The sequence below is a fragment of the Desulfatitalea tepidiphila genome (assembly GCF_001293685.1).
Taxonomy (GTDB): domain Bacteria; phylum Desulfobacterota; class Desulfobacteria; order Desulfobacterales; family Desulfosarcinaceae; genus Desulfatitalea; species Desulfatitalea tepidiphila.
In genome coordinates, this window is the sequence record NZ_BCAG01000002.1 from 1 (window position 1) to 16,076 (window position 16,076).

20 protein-coding genes are annotated in these 16,076 nt (G+C 62.3%); all 20 read left to right on the top strand.

What is annotated here, in order from left to right:
- Window positions 1-1,586: hypothetical protein (locus tag DFT_RS04585; protein WP_200907018.1), on the top strand; the 1,586-nt coding region annotated here is incomplete at its 5' end.
- A gap of 8 nt (window positions 1,587-1,594) precedes the next feature.
- Window positions 1,595-1,906: a DUF7768 domain-containing protein gene (locus DFT_RS04590; protein WP_054030087.1), complete on the top strand. Its 312-nt coding sequence runs from the start codon at window positions 1,595-1,597 to the stop codon at window positions 1,904-1,906.
- 3 nt (window positions 1,907-1,909) lie between these two features.
- The gene (locus DFT_RS04595; protein WP_011366981.1) at window positions 1,910-2,380 is read left to right on the top strand and encodes a CIS tube protein; all 471 of its coding nucleotides are present in this window, start codon (window positions 1,910-1,912) and stop codon (window positions 2,378-2,380) included.
- On the top strand, window positions 2,377-2,667 hold the full coding sequence (locus DFT_RS04600) for a LysM peptidoglycan-binding domain-containing protein (RefSeq protein WP_054030088.1): 291 nt from the start codon (window positions 2,377-2,379) through the stop codon (window positions 2,665-2,667). Before DFT_RS04595 ends, DFT_RS04600 begins: the two co-directional genes overlap by 4 nt.
- Window positions 2,668-2,733: 66 nt before the next feature.
- Window positions 2,734-4,017: a phage late control D family protein gene (locus tag DFT_RS04605; protein WP_054030089.1), complete on the top strand. Its 1,284-nt coding sequence runs from the start codon at window positions 2,734-2,736 to the stop codon at window positions 4,015-4,017.
- Window positions 4,010-4,384, top strand: a complete 375-nt coding sequence (locus DFT_RS04610; RefSeq protein ID WP_054030090.1) for a YcbK family protein — start codon at window positions 4,010-4,012, stop codon at window positions 4,382-4,384. Before DFT_RS04605 ends, DFT_RS04610 begins: the two co-directional genes overlap by 8 nt.
- Complete coding sequence (locus DFT_RS04615) at window positions 4,381-4,800, top strand: DUF1353 domain-containing protein (RefSeq protein WP_054030091.1); 420 nt, start codon at window positions 4,381-4,383, stop codon at window positions 4,798-4,800. The genes DFT_RS04610 and DFT_RS04615 overlap by 4 nt, the downstream gene beginning before the upstream one ends.
- Window positions 4,793-5,842 carry a phage baseplate assembly protein V gene (locus tag DFT_RS04620; RefSeq protein ID WP_011700611.1) on the top strand — a complete coding sequence of 350 codons (1,050 nt, stop codon included), beginning with the start codon at window positions 4,793-4,795 and terminating at the stop codon, window positions 5,840-5,842. The genes DFT_RS04615 and DFT_RS04620 overlap by 8 nt, the downstream gene beginning before the upstream one ends.
- A 10-nt stretch (window positions 5,843-5,852) precedes the next feature.
- On the top strand, window positions 5,853-6,623 hold the full coding sequence (locus DFT_RS04625) for a glycosyltransferase (protein ID WP_054030092.1): 771 nt from the start codon (window positions 5,853-5,855) through the stop codon (window positions 6,621-6,623).
- Complete coding sequence (locus DFT_RS04630) at window positions 6,613-6,984, top strand: hypothetical protein (protein WP_029895019.1); 372 nt, start codon at window positions 6,613-6,615, stop codon at window positions 6,982-6,984. Before DFT_RS04625 ends, DFT_RS04630 begins: the two co-directional genes overlap by 11 nt.
- Window positions 6,981-7,244, top strand: a complete 264-nt coding sequence (locus tag DFT_RS04635; protein ID WP_054030093.1) for a PAAR domain-containing protein — start codon at window positions 6,981-6,983, stop codon at window positions 7,242-7,244. The genes DFT_RS04630 and DFT_RS04635 overlap by 4 nt, the downstream gene beginning before the upstream one ends.
- A 2-nt stretch (window positions 7,245-7,246) precedes the next feature.
- Entirely contained in the window at window positions 7,247-7,552 is a 306-nt protein-coding gene (locus tag DFT_RS04640) for a hypothetical protein (protein WP_054030094.1), read from the top strand.
- 5 nt (window positions 7,553-7,557) lie between these two features.
- Window positions 7,558-8,523: a hypothetical protein gene (locus DFT_RS04645; protein ID WP_200907019.1), complete on the top strand. Its 966-nt coding sequence runs from the start codon at window positions 7,558-7,560 to the stop codon at window positions 8,521-8,523.
- Window positions 8,523-8,951 (top strand): GPW/gp25 family protein, encoded by a 429-nt coding sequence (locus DFT_RS04650; RefSeq protein ID WP_076750388.1) that lies wholly within the window; start codon window positions 8,523-8,525, stop codon window positions 8,949-8,951. Before DFT_RS04645 ends, DFT_RS04650 begins: the two co-directional genes overlap by 1 nt.
- A gap of 99 nt (window positions 8,952-9,050) precedes the next feature.
- Complete coding sequence (locus tag DFT_RS04655) at window positions 9,051-10,460, top strand: baseplate J/gp47 family protein (protein ID WP_054030095.1); 1,410 nt, start codon at window positions 9,051-9,053, stop codon at window positions 10,458-10,460.
- The gene (locus tag DFT_RS04660; RefSeq protein ID WP_054030096.1) at window positions 10,460-12,034 is read left to right on the top strand and encodes a phage tail protein; all 1,575 of its coding nucleotides are present in this window, start codon (window positions 10,460-10,462) and stop codon (window positions 12,032-12,034) included. The genes DFT_RS04655 and DFT_RS04660 overlap by 1 nt, the downstream gene beginning before the upstream one ends.
- 10 nt (window positions 12,035-12,044) lie before the next feature.
- Window positions 12,045-12,638, top strand: coding sequence for a hypothetical protein (locus DFT_RS04665; RefSeq protein WP_054030097.1), 594 nt, complete (start codon window positions 12,045-12,047; stop codon window positions 12,636-12,638).
- A 9-nt stretch (window positions 12,639-12,647) separates the two neighbouring features.
- A complete protein-coding gene (locus DFT_RS26435; RefSeq protein WP_054030098.1) occupies window positions 12,648-13,025 on the top strand; it encodes a hypothetical protein in 378 nt (125 codons plus the stop codon).
- A 12-nt stretch (window positions 13,026-13,037) separates the two neighbouring features.
- Complete coding sequence (locus DFT_RS04675) at window positions 13,038-13,571, top strand: BW3TFN family phage tail fiber component (RefSeq protein ID WP_022993018.1); 534 nt, start codon at window positions 13,038-13,040, stop codon at window positions 13,569-13,571.
- Between the two features lie 15 nt (window positions 13,572-13,586).
- Window positions 13,587-16,076 (top strand): DUF4815 domain-containing protein (locus tag DFT_RS04680; protein WP_054030099.1); only part of this gene is annotated, 2,490 nt, incomplete at its 3' end.

Sequence of the window (16,076 nt, forward strand, 5' to 3'; positions counted from 1 at the left end):
TGACCGGTGACATCTCCCTGCTGGATGGTCTCAAGGCCATCGGCGGCGCGGTCTACGATTTTCTCGCCACCCCGTTCCGCTGGGCGCGGGATGTGGTGGTTGGCGTCTGGAATTTCATTTCCGGGATCTTCACCTCCATCGGACGCCTGGTGGCTGACGCTGCCGGACAGATCGGCCAGGCGATTCTGAATCTGCCGATCATCAGCACTCTGCGGGATATGTTTGCCACCGTGCGCTCCTTCTTCGCCGGGGATACCACCTTTTTCGAGGCGGGCAAGAAGCTACTGATCACCCTTGGCGAAGGGATCTGGTCGGCGGTGACCTATCCCTTCACCATGCTCAAGAACGCTTTGGGTAAGCTGCGCAATCTGCTGCCGTTCTCCGATGCCCGCGAGGGACCACTCGCCAGCCTGACCGCCTCCGGCTCCGCACTGCTCAAGACCCTCGCCGACGGCATGAGCCTTACCCAGTCGCTGCCCGCGAAAGTGTTCGGCTTCGCCGCTCGCGGGATTCTCTCGGTCGCTGCGGGAGCCTGGCAGCAGATCAAGACGGCGGGCGGAAACCTCATGGACGCTGCCTCGGCTCCCTTCCGCATGGCTGGGAAACTCTGGGATGGGTTGACCTCCGGGGCTCAATCCGTCGCGGCCAAGGCCGGTGCCATCTTCGGCGGTCTCAAACAATCCCTGTTTGGCAACACGCCCGAACTGGCGCTCACGCCGCCCCAGGTCAATGCCTGGGACGCGCTGGCCACAGGAGCCGTCAATCTCCGCGACCGGATCGTTGCCACGCTGTCTGCCGTCCCCGGGGCTGTCGGTCGAATCTTTGCCAGTGCCGGTACCGAGGGGCAATCCCTCTGGCAAAGGCTTTCCAGCGGCGCGAGCGCGGGCATCCAGGCACTCAAGGATCGCAGTGCCGGGATCGCCAACGGTTTGCTCTCCTCCGCTCGTGCCATGCTGGGAGTTCGGACCCCGATTCCGCAGGTGGGCGAGCAGAAGCAACCGCTCAAGACCGCGCAGCCCGCCGAATCGATTGGGCAACGCATCATCGAAAATGTGCTGAGTCTCGTGCCGCGTCTGGACGAGCGCCTGGTGCCCAAGGCCCTGAGCGCCATGCTGATGCTCCAGCCGGTCATGGCCAATGCCGCGCCGCCTCCGCAACCGATGAACGGCATCGTGCAGACCGTCGCAGCGGCCGTCGAGCCGGTAAGTAAGAGCTATATCCAGCCGTTCGCGGTGGAACCGCCACTGGAAAACGGAGATGCCTCTCTGGCTCCAGCCGGGATCGAGCGGCGCATGACCGCCGCGCCGACTCCGATAGCGAAGCCCCTGCAATCCGGACTCATCGAGACGGTGCCTTCCGAACGGTTGATCGCTCCGGCCCGCACCGCTCCCGCGACACCCATGCGCGGAGAGGAAGCCGGTCCGGGAGTGCGCGAACTGCTGGAATCCTTGCTCTCGCGCCTCGATGGCCTGGCCGACCGACCGGTGGAGCTGAGCGTGACCACCAACATCGATGGCCGGAAGGTGGCCGAGGCCGTCTACAAGGACCTGCGGGAGCGGAAGATCAGAAACTACGAAACCCTGTGAGAGGACCGATGAAACGCATCTTTGTCTGCAGCCCGTTCGCGGGCGACATAACCCGAAACGTGAAGGTCGCTGAGGCACTTTGCCGCCACGTCATGAGAAGCGGTCACGCGCCGTTCGCGCCGCACCTGCTGTATCCGACCTTCACCGACGACAGCGTTCCCGAGCAGCGGGAGATGGGCATCGCCTGCGGCCTGGCCTACATGGAATGTTGCAACGAGGTGTGGGCGTTTACCGGCAACGGTATTTCCAGCGGCATGCGGCTGGAACTCGACCGGGCCGGACAACTGGGCAAGCCGATCCTCGAGATCGCCGAGGTGTAAGCAATGGCCTGGGATCAACAGCCCATCAAGGGATATCTGGTAGACGCCGACACGGGGGAGCGGCTCGAATTCCAGTACAACCCCAACTCCATCAGCGACGAGAAGTCGACCGACTACGCGACGATCAAGATCCCCGGCATGAGCCATCCGCGTTACCAGTACGTCGCTGGGGAACCACGCCGGATTGCCTTCAAGGTCGAGCTGTTCAAAGGGCCGGTAAAGCAGAAGGTCGACTGGCTCCGCTCGTTGCAATACCCGGAGCATGCCGGAACCATGCTCAAGAATGCGCCGCACCGCGTGCTGCTCATCTTCGGCGATCTCTATCCCGGCGTGACCTGCATCGTCCGGCAGGTAAAGGCGCGGTTCTTCGGCCTGTTCGACCGGGACAACCTGCTGCCGCAGCGGGCCGAGGTGGATATTGTCCTCGAGGAATACGTGGACCGTTCCATCAACTGGTCGGAGGTGCGCTCATGATCGGCCGTGATTCCCGCTACGCCCGCAGCATTCTCTACCGAGACAGCGACGGCACCTCCCTCGGCATGCGCCAGCGCATCGACACCACCCCCAGATACGACGACCGCCTGCACACCGTGGTCGAAGGCGACCGCCTGGATCTGCTCGCGCACCGCTATCTGGGCGATGTCCGGCTCTGGTGGATCATCTGCGACTACAACGACATCTTCTTTCCGCTGGAACTCGAGCCGGGCCTGGCGCTGCGCATTCCCTCCCGCGAACATGTTCAAATGCGCCTGCTCGACTGAGGTTTCCGACACCTCGCCATGCCTTCCGGTAAGTAAGCAGGGAACTGCGAACCGCCGGAGAGACGCATGGATCTGGATACCTTCAAGCCGACATTTCTGATTCAGATCGAGGGGCAAGCCCTCTCGAAGGACATCACCCAGGAGATCACCTCGTTCGTCTTCACCGACAACGAGGAGGAGCTGGATATCCTCGAACTGTCGGTGACCGACCGCAACCTGCAGTTCGTCGATGATCCTCTGTTCCAGGAAGGTAATGAGATCGTGGCCCGCTTCGGCTACGTGGGGAACCTCTCTCCGCGTAAGAAGGCGGTCATCAAGGACATCGATTACGATTTTCCGGAAAACGGCGACCCGACCATCCGCATCAAGGCCTACGACAAGGGCTTCAAACTCGCGGGCAAGGAAAACCAAAAGGTCTGGCAGAAACCCGCTCCCGGCATCCTCTATTCGGAAATCGCCGAGCAGATCGCCGCCGCCAACGGCCTCACGCCGGTGGTTACGGCCACCAAAGGCAACCATCTCCGCGTCACTCAGAGCAACATCTCGGACGCCCAGTTCCTCAAGGAGATGGCGGAAAAGGCCCGCGACCGCGATGGCGACGGTGTGAGCGGCTATGTCTTCTACGTCCAGGACGACGAACTCCATTTCCATCCCCGCGAGCTCGACCAGACGCCGCTTCTGACCCTCGAATATTTCACCGACACCAAAGGCCTGTTGCGTTCGTTCCGTCCGAGTACCCAGTCTCAGGGAGCCAAGGGCGCGGGTGTCGAGACCAAGACGGTCGGCGTCGACCCGCGCAAGAAGGACGTGGTCGAGCACAAGGCCAACAACGCCACCACGCCCGAGCGGACGGCCCTGGGCAAGCAGACCTATCTGGTCGACGGTAACACCGGCGAAGGCAGCTTCAAGGAACAGGAGACGGGGCAGATCGTGCCCAGCTTCGACCGTTCCGAAGGCTTTCACGAAGAGCCGCGCCAGGAGCCCGCCCAGGACAGCGCCGAGGGCAAGTTCCGCGAGGCCGAGCTGCGTCAGGTCGAGGCGGACGCCGCCTCCATCGGCATTCCCCAGCTTCGCGCCAAGAAGAACGTCGAGATCAAGGGCGTGGGACGGAAGTTTTCCGGCATCTATTACTGCCACTCGGTGCGCCACAGCATCAGCGGCGCTGGCTATCTCTGCGAACTCAAACTCAAGAAGAACGCTCTCGGCAAGGGCGCGGGCGACAAGTCCGCCGAGTCCCAGGGCAAACCCAACGACAAGGAGGCCCCGCCCACGGCGCAAAACGAGCCGCCAGCCATGGTGACCATCGACGCGGACTCCGGCGCGGTCACACAAGGAGGCGGCAATGGGTGATCTCAGCAAGAATTTCAACCGTTCGGAATTCGCCTGCAAGGGCAAGAACTGCTGCGGCCATTCGGCTGCGGTCCATCCCGACCTGGTCGACGCCCTGCAGGCCTTGCGCGACCGCATCGGCAAACCGCTGTCCATCACCAGCGGCTTCCGCTGCAACCGGCACAACCAGGCGGTGGGCGGCGCGGAGCAGAGTTTCCACACGCTGGGCATGGCGGCCGACGTGAGCTGTCCCGCTGGCGTTTCGCCTGACGCACTGGCGGTCATCGCCGAGGAGATCCCTCTCTTCCGCGAGGGCGGCATCGGGGTCTACGCCTCCTGGGTCCATCTCGACGTGCGCCAGTCGGGCAAGGCGAGGTGGCGGTCATGAGCGCCCAAACCAAGACCCTGTTTTCCGGCACCGCGCTGGGTCTCTCCGGACCGCTTCGGGTGGAGATCCTGCCCAATGGAATGACCGCGAGGCTGACCCAGCCGTTCCGTGTCCGCACCGGCGCTGGCCGCATCATCGAAGTGCCCGCCGGGTTCGAGACAGACTTCGCCTCGGTGCCGCGCCTGTTTTGGCGCGTGGTGCCGCCTTGGGGACGATATTCCCCGGCGGCCGTCGTTCACGACTACCTCTACCACACCGGCAAGGTCTCGCGGCTTTCGGCCGACCGCGTCTTTCTCGAGCTGATGGCGGCCCTGGGCGTGCCCCTGTGGAAACGGCAGATCATGTATTGGGCGGTTCGCCTGGGCGGCTGGCTGGCCTGGGACACCAGTCGAAAACGGGAGACGAAGCATGCTTGAAACCCGCGACCGTCAATCCGAAGAGCGCTACCGCAACCGCTGGTACGGCAAGTACCGGGCCTTCGTGCGCGACAACAACGACCCCGAACGCCTCGGCCGGGTCCGCCTGGAAATCCCCGCCGTGCTCGGCAGCGGGCGGGAGAACTGGTCCGAATGGGCCGCTCCCTGTTTTCCCTACGGCGGCAACGACGACACCGGCATGTTCCTGGTCCCCGAGGAAGGGGCCTCGGTCTGGGCCGAGTTCGAGGGCGGCGTTGTCCAGTATCCGATCTGGACCGGGGTTTGGCTAGCCAAGAGCAATCCCGGCGAACAGCCCGAGGAATCCAAGCGCACCTGCGCGAATGCCTTTTGCCATGACTGCGAGGACAAGGTCGAACATCAGGCCAACCGGCACGACGATCTCGAACACAAGAAGTACCACGGCCATCCGCCGTATTACTGCCCGCGACTGAAGGTCCTGCTCAAGACCGAAACCGGCCACACCATCCTGGCCGATGACCGCGACGGCGACGAGCTGCTGCGCATCATCGACCGTGCCGGACAGATCCTCACCATGGAAGGGAAGGTGAAGCCGGAGATGCAGAGCGGCAACGCTCTGCGCCGAGGCACGAAGGACGCTGAGAAAGGCGACCAGCTCGACATCGCCTCGCAGATCGTCGGCTCCCGTGCCCGCATCCAGCTCACCGATCTCTGCCGCCAGCAGGTGATCCTCGAAGCCTGGCAGGACAAGGAGAAGGTCCACATCCTCTCGTGCGACAAAGGCCGCTCCCGCTGGCAGAAGATCCTCATCGATACCACCAAGGGTCGGGAGAAGGTTCACATCTGGGGACTCAACGGCACCCAGGAAATCCTCGTCGATTCCACCGCCGCCGCCGAACAGATCCGGCTGACTGACAAGGCCGGTCAGGTAGTGCGCATGAACGCCGCGCCCGGCCAGGAGAGCATCAGCGCCACCGACAAGTCCGGCAGCCTTGTGTTCATGGATGGGGTAGCCGGAAACATCATCATTCGCTCGACGAACACCGTCTTGATCAACACCTGAAGGAGAAACCATGCAACCACTCGTGACAATCGTCACCACCTACTACAACAGGGCCGGGTTTCTGAAAGAGACTCTGCGAAGCCTGCAACTGCAAACCATGACCGATTGGGAGGCCATTCTCTGGAACGATGGCTCGACCGACAACTCGGAAGAAATCGCCCGGGAGATAGCGGGAACGGATTCCCGCTTCCGGTTTTTCGGCGGCGAGCGCATCGGCCACACCCAGTCACTGGTTCGGTCCTGCGCTGAGGCACAGGGGCGCTACATAGGGGTTCTCGACAGCGACGATTTGCTCGAACCCACGGCCCTGGAAGAAACGACCGCCATTCTGGAGAGCCGCCCCGAGATCGGTATGGTTTATACGGATCATGTGGTGATCGACGGCAACGGCCAGCGACGCGGACTCGGACGCCGTTGTCAGATTCCGTTTTCCAAGGACCGCATGTTGCTCGACTTCATGACCTTCCATTTCCGGCTGATCCGGATGGAGGCCTTCGCTCAGGTCAAAGGATTCGACGAGACCTATCCGTTGGCGATGGACTACGACCTGTGCCTGCGGCTTGCGGAGGTGACGGAGATAGAGCATCTGCGCACACCGTTGTACCGCTACCGGGTCCATCGGGCATCGCTTTCGTGTCAAAAGCGGCTGGAGCAAATCCAATGCTCTTATGATGCGGTCGTCGCCGCCATGAAGCGACGCGGGCTGGACCGTGAATACGAGTGCCAGCTCGAAGTGAGAAGCCGCCATATCATCAAAAAGGTGACGGACCATGCCGGATAAGCCACAAGCCACCGGATTGTCCGCGAGTGAGGAACTACTGGCCCGGACCTTCGACCACTGGCGGGAGGAATTCCGCAGCATCCTCGAAAGCCACCGCCGGGAAATCCAGGACCGTCTCGAAAAGATCGAGCGAGAAATCGAGAAAAAATCGGACAAGGAAAACGTCGAGGTGCTGGTCCGTTCGATCTATGCCGATCTGCACCGGCATGCCGAGGAGATCGACCGGCTACACGCTCGGGTCGGTTCCAAGATGGGGACCGAGACCATGTGGAAGATTGTCGGCTTGGTCATGACCATCGGTAGCACCATTGGTGGTCTGGTCGGCTTTCTGATTCACCTGATGTTGAAGGTAAAACCATGAGACCACAAGCGAGACTCGGCGACATCAGCAGTCATGGCGGCGTCATCATCACCGGGGCGAGCCGGACTTTCGACAACGGCATGCCAGTGGCCCGTATGGGTGATCTGCATGTCTGTCCCGTCCCGGGGCACGGCGTGACGCCCATCGTGACCGGCAGCCTCGATACCATCACGGAAGGGCTTCCCAATGCTCGCGTCGGCGACATCATCGGCTGCGGAGCGGTGATCGTGACCGGTAGCCCGAACACGGAGGACAACTGATCATGTCCATCCGCAACAAGCTCAAGATCGATTATTGGGATGTGTCACCAAGAACCATCAAGATGACACGTAATTCCTGGGGACCGCCTGTCCAGTTGACGATTCATGGCTCTTTCTCCGAGTCGCCGGAATTTGAAAGCTCCGATTCAGACGTGGTCTGGGTCGATTCATCCGGCTATTTGTACCCAGGGTACAAGACAGGAAAAGCCGTAATTACCGTTTTCGATTCCTGGCGTCGTCGAAGCGCACGCTATGTTCAATTCGAGTTAGCAGAGCAGGAGTACGGCTCGGGCTACGGATATTGGTAAAAGATATGATGATCGGCGATGGATATGGGTATGGAGACGGTTACGGCGAGACCGAAGGGCCACGTTTCGACGATACCAGTAGGGCCGAAGCTCACCGGGAACTCATGGCCATTGCCCGCGTACTGGCCGAGGGCTTGGGGCTCATCGAGGATGGCGAGGACCGCAAGCCATTTCTTGATGAAATCCGTCAGGAGATAAAGAAAGTGCGCAAGGTCCTCGAGGATTCACACGCAGCCTCGGAGGCGATGCGCGAACAGGCCCAGGCCTATTTGGAGGCCCAGCAGGTCAAGACCCAGGAATACTTGGACCAGGTACAGATTGAGCCGGAGCTTGATTTCTATCCCTTCATCGAACTGCCCGTGGGCACCGAACCCCGCGATCTGCCGGACGGCAACCGGCTTTTCACCTTGCCCGACGGCATGATCCTGCGGACGACGGACGACCAGCGAATCAGTGTCATCGACGCCGGGCAGCACCAGGTCGTCACCCCCGGACCCGGAACGGCCGTCGAAGTCGCACCTGGACGGATTTACGCCTTGGATCAAACCTATTTGCGCACAACTCATGAAGACGCCGGGCTCAGTGGACTGCCTTTGGACGTGGAGCCCATTGCCATGGGTTCGTGGCGGTTCTCGGTTTGCTTTGCCGAAGGCATCCGCCTGGATATCGACCATAGAAGGAGGTTCATCACGCTTATCAATCCGACCGGCCCTATCGATATTCTCGGTATAGGCAGAATCGAGGGAATTGGAGAAAGCATCACCGTTCATCTGATCTCCGGAGGTGCCAAGGGCTTCCATTGTGAGGAATCAGGCCATGCTGGACTGATCGAGGCCGATGGGACCATTCACCTGACCCTGAAGAGCGGCCTGGAGTTGGTGGCGCGTTTCTTCAGCGAGGTATCGGAAGGGGATGAGGCCTTCCCCGACTGTTCCATTCAATGCAAATTGAATTGTGAGGAGCGCGACTGATGAATTTTGATTTTCTCGGCGCTGGGTTGCGCCATCCTTTTCGATTTCAGTCCGTTTCCGGCGGCACTCAGATTTCCGCTTCGACCTCGCGGGAACACGAGCATATCCGCGAAAGCATCCTGCAGATCCTCGGTACCCGGATCGGTGAACGGTTCATGAATCCGGAGTTCGGCTCCAGGCTGAAGGATCTGGTGTTCGAACAGAATGATGAAGTGCTCAAGGGGCTGCTGCGCCATTACGTCATCGACGCCATCAAGCGCTGGGAAAAGCGGGTGATCATTACGGATGTGCGATTCGATGACCTTCCGGTAAATACGGACAGAAACCTCCTGCCAGTACATATCGCCTATCGCGTGATCCAGAGCCAGGTGGAAGGGAATCTGGTTTATCCCTTCTACCGGGAAGGGGCAGCCAATCCCACCCGCTGAGGCGTCCCGCCTCCGACACATCCAGGCCCCTTCCGGTAAGTAACCGGCGTGGCGAGAGCATCAGGCGCTCTCGCATAACCGCCGAAAACCGGAGAGACCATGGGCCGCGCAAGCATCGGATACATCAACAAGGATTACGAATCGATCCGTCAGGAGCTGCTGGCGAAGATCCCGCAACTCACCGACCGCTGGACCGATTTCAATCACTCCGATCTCGGCGTCGTCCTGCTCGATCTGTTCTGCGGCGTGGGCGACATACTGGCCTATTACCTGGATGCCCAGGCGGCGGAGGCCTTTCTGCCCGCGGCCCGCCAGCGCCAGAACGTCATCAACCTCTGCAAACTCATCGGCTACCGGCTGGATTCGCCGGTGGCCTCCACCACCACGCTGCGCTTCCGGCTCTCCGCCCCGCTCGGCAAGGATCTGACCATTCCGGCGGGGACGGCCTGCCGCGCCTTACTGAGTGACGGCGAGGCGGATTTCGAGACGGTCGAGGACGGCCTGCTCCCGCGAGGCGTGCTCTCGGTGGATATTCCGGCCCGGCAAGGCGTGCGCCGCACCGAGACCATCAGTTCGACGGGGCTGCCATTCCAGCGCATCCGCCTGACCGGCGACATCATCGCCCAGGGCACCATCACTGTTACGGTGGGGGACGACGCCTGGAGCGAGGTCGATCACTTCCAGGACAGCCTGGCCGACAGCCGCCATTTCATGGCCGACCTGGACGCCCTCGACATCTCCACCCTGATTTTCGGCGACGGCCAAAGCGGCGCTGTACCCGCTCAGGGAAGCGCCATCGCCGTCAGCTATCTGCAGACCATCGGGGACCAGGGAAATCTCGGTCCGAACCGGATCACCCAACTGCTGAGCCCGGTCTACCTCGACGGAGGCCAGGTTCCCCTGACCGTCACCAATCCTGTGCCCGCCACCGGCGGCGCTTCGCGGGAAGCCCTCGAACATGCCCGCCGACAGGCACCGGCGGAGCTGCGCAGTCTCTGGAAGGCCGTCACTCTGGAGGATTACCAGGCGCTCGCCGAAGGTTACCCCGGCGTCGCCAAGGCCAAGGTGCTCGACACCAATGCCTGCCAGAACATCCGCTATTACAACGTCCAACTGGCCATCGCCCCCAACGGCGGCGGAATGCCCTCGGCGCTGCTCAAGCGGGACCTCGCCGAGTTTCTCGAACGCCGCAAGGTAATCACGGTCGAGATCAACCTGTTCGACCCGATCTACCGGCCCGTTTCCATCGACGCCGAGGTCTACATTTGGCCCGGTGAACCGCTGGAAAACGTACGCAGCCGCATCGAAGCCGCGCTCACCGATTTCTTTTCCTTCGACCGGGTCTCCTTCGGCCAGACCATTCACTTCTCCGACCTCGTCGCCCTGATCGACGGAGTGCGCGGCGTCAGCCACATGCATCTCTACGAGCCGCAGCAGGATATCGAGCTGCGCCACGGCGAAATCCCGGTTCTCGGCACCGTCAACCTCGATCTGCGGAGGGCCGGTTGATGTCTGATTGGTTCAAGGACAATCTGCTCGGCCTGCTGCCGCCGCTTTACGAGCACAACGACGAGGCCGGTGACCTGCGCACCTTTCTGAGCCTACCCGCCGGAACGCTCGACGAGCTCAAGCAGGCTATCGACGACTTCCCGAACATCTTCGATGTGGATCATTGCGACGAGCGCTTCTTGCCGCTGCTGGCGAGGCTCGTCGGCCTCGAAGTGGACGGCACCTGTTCGCCGGACTGCCAGCGCCGCCGCGTGCGGGAGGCGGTCGAAATCTATCGCCGCAAGGGCACCATTCCGGCCATCGAACGCGACTTTAACGTGCTCGGTTGGCAGGGGGAACTCCAGGAAACCTTCCGCTCGGCTCTGCGTCTCAATGCCCGCTCCAGACTCAGCAGCGCCAAGCTACCTGGGCTGGTGTTCAGCCTCGGCGTGTTTCGCGTGCTGTGTCTCAACCAGACCGAGGGGCTGCGCGACGCCCTGGTGTTTCACCACCCGGCGGGCACGCGCTGTTTCTGGCTCCAGTTCCTCCTGGAATGGATCGAAGGCGGCGCGATGCTCGACTTCGGGCATGCCAACGCCGTGCGCCGGATCGTGCTGGCGTTTCTCGACGAGACCTTCGTCCTCGGACGTTCCTCGCTCGGTTCCTGCCGTCACCTGACCAATAAGCAGAGGGCCTGGGAGCTGCTGCAGCTCACCAGCACCACGGAGATGATCCCGGAAATCGACCGGGCCGCCGTGAAGGTCTCCCGTTTTCACGGCCGCCAGAACCGGATGCGCCTGAACCACAAGGCCCTCAACGACTGGCGGCTGCCGTACACCCGCGTCGGCGAGGATCGGGTTTCCTTCTGTACGCCCATCTACACCGGCCGCGACTTCGAAGGGGATGTGCTGGAAAGCGGCTTCGGGCTCGGCGAAAGCCATCTCAACCGTAAATCGCTGACACATGGCGAGATCGAGCTGCGCTACTGCTTTCGGCAGAAGGATTTCTTCTTCGACACGCAGGCGGAACCGGTCGAACGGGCGGAAGCCAAGTACGACCTGCGCCTGCCCCTGGAATCCCGGCACCGCCTCTGTTTCCAACTTGGCCGCGCCAGGCTCAACGCTGGTCTCGACCTCACCGCCAACCAAGGCGGCATCAGCAATCTGCTGCTCGCCTCAACCGCTGGCTGCGACGCGGACGTCACCCTGGCCGTCGACCGGATCGACCGATGGCGGCGGAGAGGGCCTGTGTTCCGGCTCAACGCGAACACCCTGAACACCCGGTATCTGAGCAATGCGAATCTGACCGGCGAACGGGCCTCGCTTGAAGTCTACGTGGACACAGGTTCTCTCCAGCGCCATCGGGTCGAGACCATGAAGCTGGGCGCGAGCCCGCTCAACACCACCGGTCTGCGCCTCTCCGTGGATCGGACCCGCCCGATGCGCGTCAGCCGCATGCGCCTCAACCAGGCCGGATTCCGCTGGTCGCGGCCGTCCTACCGTTGGCTGTTCCGTCAGCAGGATCTGCATGCGCCGACGCAGGCCGGGTTCGAGGCCGCCACCAACAATTATCGCGCCACCCAGTGGCCCACCTGAAGGAGAACCCATGGCGATACATCTCTATCTTGACGAAGCGCTGACCCAGCAGATTTCCGAGGGGGATTTCAGCCGCCCCGAGGCCGAGAGCTACAACGGCACCGACGGCGACATCAAGGATCGGCAACTCTACGTCGCCAACGAGCAGACAAACCTCGCCACGGCCATCGACGCGGCGCAGACCACCATTCCATTGGCCGAACCGCGCTTTGCCGACGGCGAACTCATCATCATCGACGGCGAGCAGATGCTCATCGAAAGCGGCGGCGGCACCGCCAATCTCACCGTGCAGCGGGGCGTGGCCAACACCGCTGCGGCCGCTCACGACGCCGGAACGACTGTCTATTCCGGCTACGACTACACCGGGTTGGTGCTCGATCCCATCGACGAAACCGGCACCGACGAATCGGTCTGGTACCGCTTGGCCCTGACCCAGGCCGGACTCGACACCGCCACCCAGGGCGCACCGCTCAACCTCGGTGACAAGGCCTTCCAGCAGACGCTGTCTTTCTGGCGGCGCTGCACCGTGCTCCCGGACACGCCGGTGCAGAACAAACTCGACATCAAGCTGCGCCTGACCGGCACGGAAAACCCGATTCTATAAGGCGCATAGATGGCTGACATCACGATTGATATCGACATTTCCGCGAGGGTGAACCGGCCTTGGTCAAAGGACCTGGACGCAAACATCCGTGTTATTCGCGTCATCACGCTCCGGGCGGAGACCCAACTCATTGTCTGCTGCGATTTCGAACGCTTACTGCCGACCAGGCAAGCCATTCATGAGCAGATAGGGTTCTCCGGTGATGTCGTGGCTGTGATCACTCACAGGACCGATGGCAAGGCGGACACCCGAATGACTGTGTTTGGCGCACACATCAGCCGCTCCGACACCGTTCAGCGCATCGCGATTCCGGCCGGGCTGCTGGCCGACACGCGCCAGATCCTGTTCGCGGTGCTCATCGATCAAGACCACGAAATTCAGACCTAAAGGAGAACAGCAATGGCACTGGGACTCATCGTTAAAACCGGCCGGATACTGACGGCCAAACTCCTCCTCGGCCAGGCCGTGGACGGCATCACCCACTGCGCCATCGGCGACGGGGATGCCAGCTTCACCGACCCGCAGAATCCGCCCGCGCCGGATATCGGCCAGACCGGGCTCAGAAACGAACGTGCCCGCAAGCGCTACTACAAGCGGACCTTCCTCAAGGAGGACGCCGAAGGGGCGCTCCTGGTCAACGGCGTGCGCTACCTGGAAACCGGCGAGGAGACCAACACCATCGGCGTCTTCTTCCGCTTCGACGAGGCCGAGGCCAACGGCATCACCATCCGCGAATACGGCTTCTTCGGCGGCGACGTGCAGTACGTGGAAAGCGTCACCGGGGATCTCGCCATGGGCGGCGTGTTCCATCAGGACACCAACCCGACCGGCGAGGTGCTGCGCCCGGGCTACCTGTACGAGGTGAAGAACATTCCCGACTTCAACAAGATTTCCGACACCCGCGTGGAGCTGGTCGGGATCATCAAGATCTAACTGGAGGATTCAAACATGAGCATCTCACGCGAGACATTCGACCCGACCAAGAATTACAAGCGCATCCGTTACCATCAGGATCGCGACCTGCTGGATTCCGAACTCAACGAACAACAGGACATCATCAACCTGGAGCGGCGCAAGATCGCCGACATCCTGTTCAAGGAAGGCTCCATCATCATGGGCCTCGAGGTCAGCGCGGCCGCCAACGTCCTGACCCTGGCTCCGGGCGTGGTCTACATCGACGGCCATCTGGAACAGGTGAGCGGCGCGACCCTGACCTATGACCCTGCCACCACCAGCGGGGCCGATTACGTTTACGTGGAGCTGCTGAAGTACAACTACGGCTACACCCAGGACCCGGCCCTGATCAATCCGGCCACCGGCGAGCCCACCGCAGAGCGGGAAAAATGGGTTCTCTCTCTCAAGGCGACGGATACCAGCGGCCAGACGCTGCCCAACAACGTGGCCGAGCGCCGGGTGATCCCGATCTACAAGTTCGACCGCGAGAGCGGCGACGTCACGCCCACGGTGCAGGAGAAGTCCAACCTCTACCTGCGGGATCTGCTGGGCACGCTGCCGGGCAGCCGGATCACCGTCTCCTCGATCACCGAGGATCAGCTCTCATTCGCCGCCGCAGAGGGGCTCAATTCCCTGATTCAGAATCTCGCCGAGCGCACCTTCGACCAGGCCGGAAGCTACCTGGTGCGGGGCTTCGACACCTTTATCGGCGGCGTCGACGACGACAGCGTAGAGGCGATCACCAACGCCGGACGCGCCTACATCCAGGGCTTCCGGCATCAGCGCGACCTGCCCACCTCGACCCTGGTGCCCAAATCCATCGCCACCAAGTCGGTGCGCGGCGAGCAGAAGACCTTCGACATCAACAAGCGCCGCTATCCGGTTAACTCCACGCCGCTCAAGGAGACGACCCAGGTGGAGGCCATCGTCGAGATTACCCGCAACGTCACTCGCGGCTCGGTGGGCGGCGGCGAAGACCTGCTCGATCCCAATCCCGTGGTAGACATCCTCGAGGTCAGCCAGGGAGCGACCATCTTCCAAGAGGGCGTGGACTGGCAGCAGTCGGGCAACCATGTCGACTGGCTCGGCTCCGGCAACGAACCGGCCATCGGCACCACCTACACGGTGCGCTGGACCTACACCAAGCAGATGGTCAAGGGTACCGACTATGTGGACAGCGGCTGGTTCGGCCAGGCCAACCATCCGGCGGCCGGAAACTACTTCTATCTGGTGACCGCTTACAACGCCACCGGCGAGACGGCCTTCAACGCCGCTGCGGTCATCGCCCGGGCCACCGCAGCCGGGGAGATGAACAAACTCTCCTGGCTGCCGGTCAGCGGCGCGACCGGCTATCGCGTCTACCGGGCCGCTACCAACGGCGCACGCACCGACTACAAGCGCCTGATGGAGCTGGGCAGCGAGGCGCTCTCCTACGTCGACGACGGCGTCGAGGAGATCGGCACCGCTTCGCCTCCGGCTACCAACACGGCCGGACTCACCATGTCCCCGGTCCAGCTCGAGCTGGGCAATCTCAACGTGATCAACTTCGGGCGTGGCAGCCTCGGCGACCAGCCGGTGAACGGCTCCAACTGCAGCCTGGATTATGACTATTACCTCGGCCGCCGCGACATCGTTTACGCCACCACCACCGAGATCAAGCGGCTGGAAGGGGCTCCGGCGGATTTTCCGAAGCTGCCCATCGTCCCGGAAAACGCCCTGGGGCTGTGCAGCATCGACTGCCCGCCCAACTCCACCGACATGGAGATCCGCAACTTCGGCCTGACCCGCATCACCATGGACCAGATCCACGACATCATCCAGGACGTCGAGGACCTGAAGTACAACGATGCCCAGTACCAGATAAACAATGAGCTGCAGAACCGGGACGCCCAGACCAAGAAAGGCATCTACTCGGACGACTTCTCGAACACCGCCCAGTCGGACATTTACCACGCCGAATGGGACGCCCGGGTGAACGAGATCGCCCGCTTCGTCGCGCCGGACCGCATTCCGCACTCCAACGCGCTCTCGGTCGATCAGGCGGGCAGCAACGCCAGCTTCTTCGGCAGCCTGGCGCTGCTGCCGGGCAACGAGACCGTGCTGGTAGAACAGAACGACTGGTCCGAAGAGCGCAACATCAACCCCTACGCCGTGTTCGACAAGCCTCCGGCCATGCTGCAGATCACGCCCAACCTCGGGCGGCGCGGCCAGACCGGCATCGCCGTCACCGGTATCAACTTCACCCCGAGCAAGTCCGGCATCGTGCTGCGCTGCGACGGCCAGGTGATGGCCAGCAACCTGATCAGCGACGAGGCCGGTCGGGTCAGCGCCTCCTTCACCATTCCGACCAACGCCCGCAACGGCAACCGCATCGTGGAGATGGCCGACGGCGTCTACTCGGCCCGGGCCAGCCTGCAGATCAACGATCCGCTGGTCATCACCCGCATCGAGCGCATCATCGAGAACCGCATCATTCGCGTACCC

Coding starts and splice junctions, on each gene's coding strand:
- DFT_RS04590 (WP_054030087.1), top strand. CDS start 1,595: ATGAAACGCATCTTTGTCTGCAGCCCGTTCGCGGGCGACATAACCCGA.
- DFT_RS04595 (WP_011366981.1), top strand. CDS start 1,910: ATGGCCTGGGATCAACAGCCCATCAAGGGATATCTGGTAGACGCCGAC.
- DFT_RS04600 (WP_054030088.1), top strand. CDS start 2,377: ATGATCGGCCGTGATTCCCGCTACGCCCGCAGCATTCTCTACCGAGAC.
- DFT_RS04605 (WP_054030089.1), top strand. CDS start 2,734: ATGGATCTGGATACCTTCAAGCCGACATTTCTGATTCAGATCGAGGGG.
- DFT_RS04610 (WP_054030090.1), top strand. CDS start 4,010: ATGGGTGATCTCAGCAAGAATTTCAACCGTTCGGAATTCGCCTGCAAG.
- DFT_RS04615 (WP_054030091.1), top strand. CDS start 4,381: ATGAGCGCCCAAACCAAGACCCTGTTTTCCGGCACCGCGCTGGGTCTC.
- DFT_RS04620 (WP_011700611.1), top strand. CDS start 4,793: ATGCTTGAAACCCGCGACCGTCAATCCGAAGAGCGCTACCGCAACCGC.
- DFT_RS04625 (WP_054030092.1), top strand. CDS start 5,853: ATGCAACCACTCGTGACAATCGTCACCACCTACTACAACAGGGCCGGG.
- DFT_RS04630 (WP_029895019.1), top strand. CDS start 6,613: ATGCCGGATAAGCCACAAGCCACCGGATTGTCCGCGAGTGAGGAACTA.
- DFT_RS04635 (WP_054030093.1), top strand. CDS start 6,981: ATGAGACCACAAGCGAGACTCGGCGACATCAGCAGTCATGGCGGCGTC.
- DFT_RS04640 (WP_054030094.1), top strand. CDS start 7,247: ATGTCCATCCGCAACAAGCTCAAGATCGATTATTGGGATGTGTCACCA.
- DFT_RS04645 (WP_200907019.1), top strand. CDS start 7,558: ATGATGATCGGCGATGGATATGGGTATGGAGACGGTTACGGCGAGACC.
- DFT_RS04650 (WP_076750388.1), top strand. CDS start 8,523: ATGAATTTTGATTTTCTCGGCGCTGGGTTGCGCCATCCTTTTCGATTT.
- DFT_RS04655 (WP_054030095.1), top strand. CDS start 9,051: ATGGGCCGCGCAAGCATCGGATACATCAACAAGGATTACGAATCGATC.
- DFT_RS04660 (WP_054030096.1), top strand. CDS start 10,460: ATGTCTGATTGGTTCAAGGACAATCTGCTCGGCCTGCTGCCGCCGCTT.
- DFT_RS04665 (WP_054030097.1), top strand. CDS start 12,045: ATGGCGATACATCTCTATCTTGACGAAGCGCTGACCCAGCAGATTTCC.
- DFT_RS26435 (WP_054030098.1), top strand. CDS start 12,648: ATGGCTGACATCACGATTGATATCGACATTTCCGCGAGGGTGAACCGG.
- DFT_RS04675 (WP_022993018.1), top strand. CDS start 13,038: ATGGCACTGGGACTCATCGTTAAAACCGGCCGGATACTGACGGCCAAA.